Genomic DNA, 14,108 nt, shown 5'->3' with positions numbered 1-14,108 from the left:
GTAAAAGGGAGTGACACAACGCAGCAGCCATGAAAAACTACCGCTTGTTCCGACATACAAAACACCTACTTTTATAGCGTCGCGTTGCAAAAAACGCAAAGAAATGTTTGATTGCCACATGGATATTTGCAAATAAGATTTATATTTCACGTTCAATTTTATTCTCATGACCAGGCAACTGCTTATCTCTTTTCTATTCCTCAGTTTTTGTATTGGTGCTGTCGCACAATCAAAAACTGACACCTCCCTCAACAACATCAACAGTTATTTTAAACCGGTAAAATGGCGTTCTATCGGGCCCTTTCGTGGTGGCCGTTCGGTAGCAGCTACCGGCGTAGTGGGCAATCCTTCCGTGTATTACCAGGGTACTACCGGCGGTGGTGTATGGAAAACAGAAGACATGGGTATTACCTGGAATAATATCTCCGATAGCTTTTTCAGAACCGGTTCTGTGGGCGCCGTAAGTGTGGCAGAAAGTGACCCCAACGTAGTGTATGTGGGCATGGGCGAACATGCCGTAAGAGGCGTAATGTCCCACGGTGGTGACGGTGTGTACAAATCAACCGATGCGGGAAAAACCTGGAAGAAAATTGGCCTTGATCTGACACAACACATTGCCCGTATTGTAATACATCCCAAAGATCCCAACATTGTTTACGTTGGGGCACAGGGTGCTCTATACAGCAAAACAAAGGAACGGGGAATTTATAAATCCATTGATGGTGGCGTTACCTGGAAAAATGTTTTGTATGTAGATGATAAAACAGGTTGCACGGATTTATCGATGGACATGAATAATCCCAGGATATTATACGCATCCATGTGGGAGCATGGCCGCCTGCCCTGGAAAGTGATCAGCGGTGGCCCTGGCAGCGGTTTGTATAAATCTGTTGATGAAGGTGAGCACTGGGAAAAAATGAAAGAAGGCCTGCCAAAAGAAATGGGTAAAATGTCCATTGGTGTTTGCCGCTCCAATTCAGAAAAAGTATATGCATTGATTGAAAGCGATTTTGAAAAAGAAGCGGGTGGTATGTATGTGAGTGAGAATGCAGGTAAAACATGGAGCCAGGTATCCAGCGATCACCGCCTTATACAAAGAGCCTGGTACTACATCAAACTGTTTACAGATCCGCTGAATGAAAATACGGTGTATGTAATGAGTGCGCCGGCCATGCGTTCAACAGACGGTGGTAAAACATGGGAAGATGTTTCTGCCACACATGGTGATCATCATAACCTGTGGATCAATCCGACCAACTCCAGGAACATGATCATTTCTGATGATGGCGGATCAGCCATCACTTTTAACGGGGGTAAATCCTGGAGCAGCCAGAACAATCAACCCACAGCACAATTTTACCGTATCAATGTAGACAACCAGTTTCCTTATCATATTTACGCGGGGCAGCAGGACAATAGTTCGGTAAACATTGCCAGCAGGGAATTCGATGCCGGCGGCATTGGCACCAGCAGCTGGACTTCTTCTGCCGGAGGCGAGAGTGCATTCATCGCTTTTAACCCTGATGATCCAAGGTTTGCAATGGGTAGCAGTTACGAAGGCGGCATTCAGTTGCTGGATAGCAAGGCTAAGGCCGGTACCAATATAATGGCTGCGCCCATTCAGTATTTATCGCGTGATGCCAAAGACATGAAATACCGTTTTAACTGGAATGCACCCATCATTTGCAGCAAGCATGATCCAACTGTTTTTTATCATGGCGCCCAGTGTTTATTGCGCACGTCAGATATGGGTAAAACATGGTCGGAAGCTTCGCCAGACCTGACAAGAAATGAAAAAGACAAACAAGGCAGGGCCGGTGTACCTTATACCAACGAAGGGGTTGGCGCAGAAAATTACGGTACGCTCAGCTACATTATGGAGTCGCCACTGGAAAAAGGCGTGATATACACCGGCAGTGATGATGGGTATGTGTACATAACCAAAGACAACGGAGCGCATTGGCTAAACATTACGCCGGCGGGGTTGCAGGAATGTTTAATCAACGCCATTGAAGTGTCGCCGTTTGATAAAGCTACTGCTTACATCGCCACCACCCGTTACAAATTCAACGATCATACACCCGGTTTATACAAAACCACTGACTATGGTAAAACATGGACAAAAATAAATAATGGTATTCCCTATGGCGCCTTTACCAGGGTGGTAAGAGAAGATGATAAAAGAAAAGACATGCTGTTTGCCGGTACCGAAACGGGGTTGTATATGTCACTGAATGGTGGTAAAGACTGGGCTCCTTTTCAATTAAATCTCCCTGTTACTCCAATCACAGATTTGCGCATACACCAGGATAATCTAATTGCCGCCACTTCAGGAAGATCTTTCTGGATTCTGGATGATCTGTCATTGATTCGCCAATACAAAAAAGAAGCAGCTTCTTTTACCCTGTTTCAACCAACTCCGGCTTATCTTGTAAACGGCAGCAGCGAACTGGACGAAACCAAAGCCAGCTTTAAGGGTGCTTCTGCGTACAGGGGTGTAAATCCTTCGACCGGCGTGGTGTTATATTACCAGTTGCCGGAACTAAAAGATTCAACAACAGAACTGACGCTTGTAATAAAAGATGCAGCCGGCAATATAGTCCGCAGCTTTACTTCAAAGGCAGATAGCAATTATAAAAAATACGATGGCGCTCCTGCAGAAGAACCTGTGCTGTCAAAAAACAAAGGTGTGAACCGGTTTGTCTGGGATATGCGCTACACCACTATCCCCGGTGTACAGGATGTGTATGTGGAAGGAAGTTACCGCGGTCATAAGGCTGCACCGGGAAACTACACTGTCACGCTCAAAACGGGCGCCCAGTCGGCTACTACAACTGCCACCATACTTGCCAATCCTTTTTACACCACTACTGCAGCAGAGTACAAACAATACAACGAGGTGATGACGGCCATGGAACAGGAATTAACCACCATGTACAACAATACCAACACCATGCATAGCCAGCGGCAGCAATTGGAGGGCGTGTTAGCCAGCCTGCCGGCAGATGAAAAATATGTTGCCGCAAAAACGGCTGCGAAAGACCTGGTAAAAAAAATGAAAGCCTGGGATGAAGACATGGTACAACGTAAATCAAAAGCGTATGATGATGCCGAAAACTTTCCTGCTAAATTTTTGACCGATTACCAGTTTTTAGTAAACCAGACGGAAAGCGAAATACCGCATGTAAACCAACCATCGCTCAATTTGCAAAAAGAATTAAACGCACAATGGGCCAAATTAAAAACCCGTCGCGATGAAATAGTCAACACTATCCCTGTGGTAAATAAAATGTTCTGGGATGCAGGCTTGGGCGTTATCTGGAAGAAATAGAAAGATTTTTTAAAAGGCTGCCGGTCGTTGAAGTGAAATTACTTTAAAAGACTGGCAGCCTTTTTATTTGACATGTGTTGTAAGCCAATCGGTAATCTCTTCTGTTTTTGTGAGGCCGGATGCGATGTTGACTACGAAAATATATTTCTCAACTTGCGATGCATCAATGTCCAATCCGTTTTAATAAGCAACATCCGCATCATTACATAACCTGTTCGCTTATTTCTATCGATAAAGGGATGGTTAATCTGTAAACTTTCAATTAACGCTGCGGCTTTGTGTATGGGCGTTGGATACAGATCAGTGCCTGCAAAAGTTCAAAACGGCCTGGCTAATACTGACTCTAATCCTGATAAATCGCGGATTCCATTTCAACCTCCAAACTGTTCAATGAGTATGGTATGAATTGCTTCAGTTTCTTGCACGGAAATCATTGGGCAAGCCTTGTTAGCAGTTCTTTATCTTCTTCTAAAATTTTATCTAGCGAAGATGTAAATGGCGTAATTGATTCCCGTTTTGCATCTATTTCCTTTAGCCAGGTCAATAGTTCTTCAAGGGCTTTATCGGGAAAGCGGTCTAAAACTTTGCTGACTTCAGATTTAATTTCTTCTTTCGACATATTTATCTATTGGCAAATAAAGTTACCTTATTTTTCAAATTGAACGTGCCTTAAATGCCCGTTTCATATTTGCTATTCGCCTTCCGGCTTTATGGCTGAATTTGCACACCGCAACATGGCAGGCGATTTCCACTACCAACAAACAATTTCCTTGTTAGCTATCCCGATTATTTTACCTTGCAGGCACAAAAATTGAGTACAATAAAATAAACAACAACATGAATGATTTAAAAGATAAGGTAGCCTACATTACCGGCGGCAGCAAGGGTATTGGCTATGGCATAGCAAAAATTTTAATTGATAACGGCATGCGGGTTGCCATTACCAGCCGCAGCCTGGAAGCAGCAAAAAAGGCAGCAGCGTCGCTCAGCAGTGATCCTTCAAGAGTACTCGCATTGCAATCAGAAGTCAGCACACTGGCTTCTGAAACTAAGGCTGTAAAAGAGGTGACTGATCATTTCGGTAAGCTGGATGTGCTGGTAGCCAATGCCGGCGTGGGGCATTTTGCATCCATCGAAAGCCTTTCGGAAGCACAATGGCACGAAATGATAGACACCAATTTAACCGGCGTATTCAACAGCGTTAAAGCTTGCATTGAGCCGCTGAAACAATCCAAAGGGTACATCATTACCATTGCGAGCCTGGCGGGTACCAATTTCTTCGCAACTGCTTCCGGCTACAACGCCAGCAAATTTGGACTGGTAGGTTTTACCCAAGCCATTATGCTCGACCTGAGGCAATACGGTATTAAAGTATCCACCATTATGCCCGGCTCAGTTGCTACGCATTTTAATGATCATACACCCAGCGAAGCAGACGCCTGGAAAATACAGCCGGAAGATATTGGCCAGATGGTAGCAGATCTGTTACACATGAATCCAAGAACGCTGCCCAGCAAGATTGAAGTAAGACCATCTTCTCCCGGAAAATAATAACACTTTTATACATTGTTATCTTCCCGCAATGCGAGGAGATAACGATTTTTTTGTAGTGGATAATTTAACATGGTTATCTACATTTTTTAAACAGCACCATTGCCATAAGCTTGCTGAAAGTGCATTGACAGTTGCGGCAAACATTCCTTTAGTTGCTGCATATCATCCAGCACAAAATATTGTTTTTGAAAACTGTCTTTGATGTAAGGCGTGTCAATTATTTGCATTACATCGAAAGGAACTCTTGCAGGCGTGTCAGACAATGCATAACTGGTTTCACCGATGGAGCTTAAAATGCCGGCGCCATAAATTTTCAATTGATCATTTTCCTTTACCAAACCAAACTCGATGGTATACCAGTACAACCTGGCAATAGCTTCAATTACTTCTTCATTTGTCATGTACTTTTTCGCAATGGCAGATAAGCCAAACAAATAATCGCAGATGTATTGGTCGGTCAGCATAGGCACATGCCCGAATACATCATGAAACATATCCGGCTCTTCCAGGTAATCCAGGTTTTCGGGTTTGCGTATCCAGGTGGTTGCGGCGAATTGTCGCTGGTGGATTTTTTCAAAAAAATAATCATTGTCAATCAATCCCGGTACGGCAAATATGCTCCATCCGGTAATGTTACGAAGCCGTTCATTTACGTCATCAAAATCAGGAATGGCCAACGCGGTAAAATTGAGTTGCTGAATACCGGTTAAAAAGTTACGGTAGGCAAATTGTTCAACCGCTTTCAATTGTCTTTCGAATAACAACATCCAGGTATGTTGCTCAACAGGAGTATATAATTCATAGCGTTGCGAAATCATACAAAACGATTTAAGCATTCAATAATAATAATGTAAAAGGCAGGAACGGCCGCAATAGATTTAGTTATACGAATAATAAAGGAAGGGGGGTGTAACAACGGCCGGAGAAAGTTTTCACGTTATTATATTGGCCTTCGTTTCCAGGTTTTTAACGGTGCAGCAAAAATTATTTTGGGTAGCATAAACCAATCGTTTTATGTTATGCAACTATCAAATGGCGATGAATAACCAGTGATCAAATTCAATGTGAAAGTAAAATTTTTTGCCGGAATTAAATGTGTTGAAGCAGCCAAAATATTTGTAAAAAATAATAGCCAGATGAATGCCGGGCTGTAAATAACCTCACTGTTTACCAGCAATAACAATACCCTGCTTTTCCCCCAGTTTAACTGATGAAACCGGCGTGCCCACCAACCGTATATTTTTCCCCAACACATCTCCTTCCAGTTTGTTGCCGGCAATTTCTATTTTTTTACAGGCTTCCAGCGTAATCATAAACTGCCGTTTGTGAAATGGCGTAAACCTGTTGGAGCGACGGATAATGTTGTTATTGAAATACAAACCTTCGGTTGATTTGGCATACAGTACAGGATAATCAAACGGGTTAAAAGTATTCCCTTCTATCCGTATGTTGCGGTGAAATGGCTTGGCAATATCCATCTTCGGTATTTCAGGATCAATACTGATGATGCCTTCGAAAAACTGGTACATCGAAGTCAGACAGGGATCATTAAAAGTATTATTACGGATAGTCACATCTTTTACAGCACCACTTTCAAACCAGCCATTGGCGTCTCCGGGAATTAAGATGGCCGAACCACTGGATTCAAACACATTATTTTCAATCACCACTTTACCCGGAGTAGACATTAAAATACCGCGGGCACGGTTACTGCCGAAGAAACTATTTTTTATCAGCACGTCGGGCACCCAGGTCAAATTCTCCAACGCATCTCCCGCTGCAAGCGCCGCTGGTAAAGCCTCTTTAAAACTAATTTCAAAAAGCACGGAGTCTCTTGCTTTCCATGATTCTACGATGCCCGTCGCAAAAGTATTCATGGCTTCGTTTTCAATAAAGCCAACCTTCTCCCCTGCGTTTGCCCAGGTAAAACCGATGCTTTGTTCATGCATCAGTTTGCACAACAATTTTTTATCCCCCAGTTTTTCAATGATCTGTACGCTTGTACCATGTACATTAACCGGGTCATCCATCAGGGCTGCGAACCGGCAACTGTCTACCGTAATTTGTCCCTTGCAGTTGGAAAAATGCAACCCGTCATCATGACCGCTCAGTATGCGGTCTTTAGCAGGATTGGGTACAACGCTTACTTTTCTAAAAGTCAGGTTTTCTGAATACTGGCTTAAAATTCCGAGCCCGGCATTGTGATACATGTTCATGTTTTCAATGGTCACATTTTTACTACCGGTAATAAATGTACCGGCATGATCGCGGGCGCTGTGTCTTAACACCAAGTAGTTTCCAACTGCAGGCTTACGTTTAAAATTATAGTTAAGCCTTACCAATCCATCATGTAGAATAGCGGCTGTGTAACCATCATAGCCTCCGCCAAGACAGCCTTCGTCGCCTGTGCCGGGCGCTACCAGTTTTGTTACTTTATCAAATTCCATTACGCCCCACCATTCGCTTTTCCAGCCTTCTCCAACAAATACCAGTTTACCCTTTTCAATTATAAAAGGAGATTCAGTTGCATTGATGGCAATATCTATGTATTCATTTGTTACCACCATAATTTGTGCCTGGGCAGTCAATGGAATATCCCAGTCAATGCTAACATTGCGGATGGTGATGTTGTTGCAGTTGTCAATGGTAAAAGGCTGCATCCTGTCGTGAAATATAAATTCGCTGCCACTGCAGTCCACCATTAAATTGTTCACCCCTTCAAATAAATTAGGGCAACGGCGAAACGGTATAACATCTGTGTTGGATTCGTAATACAATTTTTCCGCAACGTACTGGGGCCAAAAATCGTAGCGGCCTTTGGGGAATACCAATACCTTAGTGCCATTTTTTTTACAGGCAGCAATTGCCTTTTGTACAAAAGGAACTGCATTTATTCTTGAGTCGGGTTTATAGCCAAATCCGGCAACACTAACAGTATCCTGTGCAATGAGTGTATTAAAAAAAATGAGTGATGTTAGTAAACAGAGTGCAATCTTTTGTTTCATTTTAAAGGTTTGAGCAGTTACGCAACCGGTCTGGTGTAAATTTATTATGCTGTTTTATTTTACAGTTCTTGCAAACAAATCTATTAATAGTTTATCAATTTAAAACCTCAACATTTTTTAAGAATGTATTTAAAAATAACCGGGCGATAGTTGTAATTAATAAAATGAATTAACCGGGTGAAAAGTAGCCAATGATTTCAATACATAAGCCGGTTCATAGTTTGTGTGAGAGCGGCCTTTACTGTTCTTGATTTGGTTAGGCCGATGGCTGTTTGATAATGTTGTACTGCTCTTTTATTATCCAGGCCGGTATACAAGTTTCCGAGTAGTGAATGATAGAGATGGTTGCTGCTCAGTTGCAGTTTTTCTGCTTCAGCAATGGCCTGTTCTTTTCCATTGGCTTTGGCAAGGGCATAGGTTCTGTTTAATGCGGCAATGGGAGAATAAGCTGTTTGCAATAATTTGTTATAGAGTTGCAAGATGCCCTCCCATTTTTCATGCGTATCTTCTTTATTGGTATGCCACCAGGCAATGGCTGCTTCCAGGTGATATTTGGTAACATCTGTCCCTCTTGACGCCAGGTTTAAATAATACCGGCCCCTGTCAATCAGCTCCCGGTTCCAGAGGGTTTCATCCTGGTCTTCGTACAAAATAATTTCTGCCTCTTGATTGAGCCTTGCTTCAAACCTCGACGCATGAAAACACATCAAAGCCAGTAACGCATGTACTTCAGGTTTTGCAGTTGTATCATTTTCTGCAAGCAATAAAGTAAGCCGCATGGCTTCCACACAAAAATCTTTTCGCAACGCACTATTTTGGGAAGCTGAATAATAGCCTTCATTAAACAATAGATACAACGTAACGAGCACCAGCGGCAGCCGGCTATTAATGTCGTCTGCACCAGGCCCGGCTATTTGAATACATTGTGTTTTCAGCTTCTGTTTAGCCCGGGTAAGCCGTTTATAAATCACTTCTTTATTGGTTAAAAATGCATCTGCAATTTCTTCTGCTCCAAACCCGCAGAGCAGGCTTAATGCAAGCCCTATCTGTGCTTCAGCGTTAATACAGGGATCGCAAATGGCAAACATCATAGCCAGCTCACTATCATTTATATTTTTACCTGAAAGATCAATTTCTATTTCATCTGCCGTGATTGTATTGTATTGAATGTCCTTTGCTATTTTTTGAGAGAAGAGGGAATGATGCTTCAGGTAATCCTTCGTTTTATTTTTCGCAACAGAATATAACCAGGCCGTCGGATTTTCAGGGATGCCTTTTATACCCCATAATTCCGATGCCCGCAAAAACGTATCACTGGTAATATCCTCGGCAATTTCGATGTGTTCAATGCCAAATAATTTACAGAGCACAGCGATTATCTTCCTGTACTCGGTTCTGAATAAGTGTGGTATCAGCTCATTTTCTTCCATAAATAAAATGCCTCCGCAATGCTGCAGAGGCATTTTTAATTTTGTTACATCGTCATAATTTGTCTCACTTCTACATTACCGTTTACCGACAGTATAGGACAGCCTTTAGCCAGTCCGGCAGCTTCTTCCATTGTATCAGCTTTTATGATGCTGTAACCACCTATGACTTCTGTTATTTCAACATAAGGGCCATTCGTTACCACACCAGCGGGCTTTACTACGCTGCCTTCCATTCCTAAACGGTTACCCGCTGCTGACAATTTATTTTGTGCGGCAAGTCCGCCCAACCAGTCCTGCCATTGTTTCATTGATGCCTGCATTTGTTCGGGCGATGGCGGCACTGCATTCGCATCCACCTGCATTCTGAAAATCAATAAGAATTCTTTCATTGCTGAAAATTTTAATTGTTAAAAGCGAATGACGACTGAGCATTTAAAATCTGGACATATCATGCAGACTATTTTAAAATTAACTATTATTTTCAGCATTAAGCGTTGTGGCAATAGCACTTCCTTTATAGTATGGGGTATGTAGAATATAAATACCCGTTTAACTATTTTACTCCTTTAAAAATTTTTCTTCAAAGGTTTGCCCACGCTGTATTAAACGTACTGTATATAAACCATGGACCAATGTTTCAACCGGGATAGTGGTAATAGCATTCGTCACAATTTGTTTCTTTACAAGCCTTCCTGTAAAGTCGGTAATTTCAATCGTTCCTTTTGCAAAAGGCGTTTTGACAAACAATGTCCTGGAAACTGGATTGGGCCAGATCAACAATGGTGTAGTTTGTTTTACGTTCACTGCTCTTACGTCGCTGTAACTGTAACTGCCATTGGCATCGGTTTGTTTGATTCGGTAGTAATACAACCCCGGTAAAACTGAATTATCTGCAGCAACATATTTATGCGACTGCTGTGGTGACAGTACCTGTATTTTTATCCAGTCGCCGGTAACGGTGCTTCCCTGTACTTCAAAATAATTATTGTTAATCTCCTCCCCTGTTTCCCATTGCAATAAAACAATGTTGCCACGCAGACTGGCATTGAATGAAATAAATTTTACCGGCAACGGATTATCGGTAGTTCCTGAAGCTATTGTAAACGGGCTAAAATTTGTTATCCCACTCAGCGATTGCACAGTACCTTCTGTAACCGTACCGGTGGTAAAGCCATTCCCCTCATCTTTCCAGGCGGCGCCATTCCAACGGGCTACTTTTAAATTACTGATGGCATCTACCGTTCCGCTTCTCGGTGCTTTCCAGTACAATGTAACTTTAGGTGTGGCAGTGCCGGCGGTCCGGTTGAGTAACCAGTATTCCATGCGGCTCAGGTGATTGATAGTGGCATCGTGTTGTATTGTATCTAAGCCCGCGCTTTGTACAGTCTGATGAAAATATTCGGCGCTGAATGCATCGGTTGCCAATGCCGGTGCCGTTACTGCAATGGGTGCAAACAGATTAAGTTTTCCTACAGGAAATACAAATGCCTCGTTGCCGTTTTTTATTACCGGCCCGTCGACAAAACTGGCATCGCTTGCACTGGTGTAATTGCTGTTGTCTGAAAAAATCATTTCCTTACCTGTGCTGCTGGTTATGATACCGCTGGCAAAAATTACATTGTTACTGATATTGACGGCATCGTTCAGCGTTATTTTTCCGGTACCGGCTTTTTGCATGGTAAGTTCAGCAATACTGATAGGTTGTGTTCCGGATTGTTCAACCGTTCCATTGGCAGTGCCCGTAAATGTAATTTTACCCAATGTTATCCCTGCTGCTGAACTCAAACTGAAGTTTGCACCGATCTCGTCAAAATCACCGGCTCCAACATTGATTGTTCCACCATTCGTGGCGTAAGAAATACTTCCCAAATATTTGTTTCCCAAACCACTCCCATCTGCATCCAGCAAGAAGTTGCTGCCGTTGTTACTGATACTCGTATTACCTGTTATGGAATTGCTGCGAAAATAAGAACCGTAGCCACCCGCATAACTGGCATCATCAGCGGTTGTAACGTTACCGGTAATTTTATTTTTTAAGAAATAGCCATACGCGTTTCCCCGGTATCCGGTAACGTTTATATTGACCGCCAGCGTATCATTTTGCAAGCTAAAGCCTGCAGAATTTTGCACAGCAATACTACCTCCGCCCGTTTGATTGATCATACGATGGAGTATAAACAGGTTAGGTGTGGTATAACTTGCAGCAATATTTACAATGCCGCCAACACTGGTTTTAGCAGCCACATTTCCAAAATAGGTATCGCCTGCGGTATGATTGGTATAGGTAAAATTTCCATTAATCGTACCCCCCGCATTGAAAGCAACGGTTTGTCCGGCGACCGTACGATTAATGGCAAGATTGCCGCCACATTGCAATGCATCCAGATGAGAAATATATATAGCCCCAATGCCGCCGCTGTTAAAAGTTACATTCCCTGCATAAACATTTCCTGCTGCAGTAACATCACCTTCGTAAAAAGGATTATGCCCGTTATTGGAAAAATTACTGTTACCTGTTATTACATTATTTCGGATGTAAGTTGCATATCCACCTCCATAACTGGTGTCATCAGCGATGGTTACATCGCCGGAAATAGTATTGTTAAACAAACGACCGTATTGGCTGCCACGGTAGCCGGTAATGTTTACAGCGCTTACTGACAAAGTATCACTCAGCAAATTAAAACCCTTGGAGTTGCTGACAACAATGCCGCCACCACTGGTTTTATTAATAAAACGTTGCAACTCAAAAGCATCTGGTGTTGCATAATTTGAGGTAATATTCAGGAGTCCCCCGACAGTTGTATTAGCGGCAACATTCCCTAAAAAAGTATTACCCGCAGCATTATTTATATACGTGAAGTTTCCACCGATAGTTCCTCCAGCGTTGAATGCCATGGTTTGTCCCGCTACGGTTCGGTTAATGGTCAAATTGCCTGAGCATTGCAATGCAGCCCCGTGGGAAATAAATACATTGGCAATACCTCCGCTATTAAAAACAACATTGCCTGTATATACATTTTCGGAAGCTGCGATATCACTTTCATAAAGTGGATTGTGTCCGTTATTGACGAAACTGCTGTTACCCGTTATTTTATTATTGCGAAGGTACGTAGCATACCCACTGCCGTAAGTAGTATCGTCAGCAATAGTTACATTACCAGAGATCGCATTATTCAACAACCGGCCATATTCGCTGCCCCGATAGCCTGTAATGCTCAAAGCGCTTACTGACAAAGTATCGTTACCAAGATTAAATCCCCTGGGGCTGCTGACGGTGATACTGCCTCCCGCGGTTTGATTGATGACATGCTGCAGCACAAAAACATCCGGCGTTGAATAAGCTGCCGTAATATTAATAGTTCCGCCAATAGTGGTTTTGGCAGCAATGTTACCGAAATAGGTATTGCCTGCGGTGTTATTGGTATACGTAAAATTTCCGCCGATATCTGCGCCTGCATTAAACGCCACTGTTTGCCCTGCGACCGTGCGAATGATGCTAAGACTACCTGTACAATGCAATGCATCGAGGTGAGAAATGTATACATCGGCACTCCCTCCACTGTTAAAGGCAACATTACCATTGTAAACATTTGCTGTTGCAGCACCATCACCTTCATAAAAAATATTATGTCCATTGTTCGAAAAATTGCTGTTACCCGTTATTTTATTGTTTCGGATATAAGTGGCATAGCCACCGGCATAACTGGCATCATCAGCAATTGTTACATTGCCGGCAATAGCATTATTAAATAGCCTTGCATATTCATTGTCCTTGTATCCGGTAATGCTTAATGACGCCAAAGACAAAGTATCCAGCTGCACTGTAAATCCCTTCGGATTTTGAACATCAATCATGCCACCACCGGTTTCGTTCACGATATGGTGCATTTCAAACAAGCCAGGAGAAGGATAAGTTGCAGTAATATTTATTGTGCCCGCAATACTGGTTCTAACCGCATTGTTTCCCATACCGGTAGCTGATCCTGCGTTATTGATAAACACAAAATTGCCGGTAATGTCAGCCCCTGCATTAAACAGGCTTGTGCCACCACCAACGGTACGGGCTACCGCAAGATTGCCATTATATCGAGAAGCAGACGCATAGCTGATGTAAACAGGCATTATACCGTTGATATTGAAACTGACGTTGCCGTTGTACTCATTGGCCGGGGCAGCTGTGCCTTCGTTGAATTGGTTGGCGCCGGTGAGATTAAAAGTAATATTATCGTTAACAGTATTGCTGTTAAAATTAGTAATATACCCTCCTGAGCCAGTGTTAATATCAATTACAATATCTGTCGCCTCATTGCTGTTATTTAATATTGCGCCGGTAAAATAATTGTAACTGTTAATACTGTTTAATGCAAGTGCAAAACCATTAACATCCAGCTGGCTGCCGTTCTGCATATTGATACTGTTAACTGTAGTATTTGATACCAGCACTGGCCACCTGTTACCGGCTATTGACCCGGGAATAATTACATTTCCTGTTGCATCAGGTACTATAGCAGGCGTCCAGTTGGCGGCAGTATTCCAGTTAGTATTTACAGAACCATTCCATATTTGTGAAAAGACAAATTGTGTACCTGAAATTATTATACTGGTCATCAGGAGCAAAAGTATTCGTTTCATTTTTTCTTATTTTATGGGAGAAGATATAGTTCATAAACCGGTATAAAATTATCCGGCCAAAACACAACTGTAAATGACTACCGGCAGCAAAAAGATTGATTGTAATTAGGTGCTGGCAGTGACACCCTACCGGCGGCCCTGTCTTTTCTGGAA

The 14,108-nt window shown here is 42.6% G+C and carries 9 protein-coding genes; 2 read left to right on the top strand and 7 right to left on the bottom strand.

Translation table 11 applies throughout. The features are described 5' to 3' along the window. Window positions 1-166: 166 nt before the first annotated feature. Window positions 167-3,331, top strand: coding sequence for a VPS10 domain-containing protein (locus QWZ08_RS01615; protein WP_290335430.1), 3,165 nt, complete (start codon window positions 167-169; stop codon window positions 3,329-3,331). A 131-nt stretch (window positions 3,332-3,462) separates the two neighbouring features. Here the strand turns inward: QWZ08_RS01615 and QWZ08_RS28170 are convergent, their stop codons facing one another. Beyond that, on the bottom strand, window positions 3,463-3,630 hold the full coding sequence (locus QWZ08_RS28170) for a Fic family protein (protein ID WP_353960470.1): 168 nt from the start codon (window positions 3,628-3,630) through the stop codon (window positions 3,463-3,465). Between the two features lie 131 nt (window positions 3,631-3,761). After that, window positions 3,762-3,950 carry a hypothetical protein gene (locus QWZ08_RS01610; RefSeq protein ID WP_290335429.1) on the bottom strand — a complete coding sequence of 63 codons (189 nt, stop codon included), beginning with the start codon at window positions 3,948-3,950 and terminating at the stop codon, window positions 3,762-3,764. 218 nt (window positions 3,951-4,168) lie between these two features. Between QWZ08_RS01610 and QWZ08_RS01605 the strand changes: the two genes are divergently transcribed. After that, window positions 4,169-4,882 carry an SDR family oxidoreductase gene (locus tag QWZ08_RS01605; protein WP_290335428.1) on the top strand — a complete coding sequence of 238 codons (714 nt, stop codon included), beginning with the start codon at window positions 4,169-4,171 and terminating at the stop codon, window positions 4,880-4,882. Between the two features lie 89 nt (window positions 4,883-4,971). Here QWZ08_RS01605 and phhA read toward each other — a convergent pair whose 3' ends face one another. The 5 genes from phhA to QWZ08_RS01580 form a co-directional block, all read right to left on the bottom strand. Then, window positions 4,972-5,703, bottom strand: a complete 732-nt coding sequence (gene phhA / locus QWZ08_RS01600) for a phenylalanine 4-monooxygenase (RefSeq protein ID WP_290335427.1) — start codon at window positions 5,701-5,703, stop codon at window positions 4,972-4,974. A gap of 342 nt (window positions 5,704-6,045) precedes the next feature. Continuing rightward, window positions 6,046-7,890, bottom strand: a complete 1,845-nt coding sequence (locus tag QWZ08_RS01595) for an alpha-1,3-galactosidase-related protein (RefSeq protein WP_290335426.1) — start codon at window positions 7,888-7,890, stop codon at window positions 6,046-6,048. A 197-nt stretch (window positions 7,891-8,087) separates the two neighbouring features. Next, window positions 8,088-9,353 carry an RNA polymerase sigma factor gene (locus QWZ08_RS01590; protein ID WP_290335425.1) on the bottom strand — a complete coding sequence of 422 codons (1,266 nt, stop codon included), beginning with the start codon at window positions 9,351-9,353 and terminating at the stop codon, window positions 8,088-8,090. 11 nt (window positions 9,354-9,364) lie between these two features. Beyond that, window positions 9,365-9,709 carry a YciI family protein gene (locus tag QWZ08_RS01585; protein WP_290335424.1) on the bottom strand — a complete coding sequence of 115 codons (345 nt, stop codon included), beginning with the start codon at window positions 9,707-9,709 and terminating at the stop codon, window positions 9,365-9,367. A 169-nt stretch (window positions 9,710-9,878) separates the two neighbouring features. Beyond that, window positions 9,879-13,955 (bottom strand): T9SS type A sorting domain-containing protein, encoded by a 4,077-nt coding sequence (locus QWZ08_RS01580; RefSeq protein ID WP_290335423.1) that lies wholly within the window; start codon window positions 13,953-13,955, stop codon window positions 9,879-9,881. Window positions 13,956-14,108 lie beyond the last annotated feature (153 nt).

Origin of the sequence: Ferruginibacter paludis (assembly GCF_030409685.1) — a bacterium.
Taxonomy (GTDB): domain Bacteria; phylum Bacteroidota; class Bacteroidia; order Chitinophagales; family Chitinophagaceae; genus Ferruginibacter; species Ferruginibacter paludis.
Note: the sequence above shows the minus strand (reverse complement) of the source record. Positions and strands in the feature narration are given on the sequence as shown.

Bases quoted from the DNA above. Each gene is read 5' to 3' on its own strand.
- QWZ08_RS01615 (WP_290335430.1), top strand. From the start codon at position 167: ATGACCAGGCAACTGCTTATCTCTTTTCTATTCCTCAGTTTTTGTATT.
- QWZ08_RS01610 (WP_290335429.1), bottom strand. From the start codon at position 3,950: ATGTCGAAAGAAGAAATTAAATCTGAAGTCAGCAAAGTTTTAGACCGC.
- QWZ08_RS01605 (WP_290335428.1), top strand. From the start codon at position 4,169: ATGAATGATTTAAAAGATAAGGTAGCCTACATTACCGGCGGCAGCAAG.
- phhA (WP_290335427.1), bottom strand. From the start codon at position 5,703: ATGATTTCGCAACGCTATGAATTATATACTCCTGTTGAGCAACATACC.
- QWZ08_RS01595 (WP_290335426.1), bottom strand. From the start codon at position 7,890: ATGAAACAAAAGATTGCACTCTGTTTACTAACATCACTCATTTTTTTT.
- QWZ08_RS01590 (WP_290335425.1), bottom strand. From the start codon at position 9,353: ATGCCTCTGCAGCATTGCGGAGGCATTTTATTTATGGAAGAAAATGAG.
- QWZ08_RS01585 (WP_290335424.1), bottom strand. From the start codon at position 9,709: ATGAAAGAATTCTTATTGATTTTCAGAATGCAGGTGGATGCGAATGCA.
- QWZ08_RS01580 (WP_290335423.1), bottom strand. From the start codon at position 13,955: ATGAAACGAATACTTTTGCTCCTGATGACCAGTATAATAATTTCAGGT.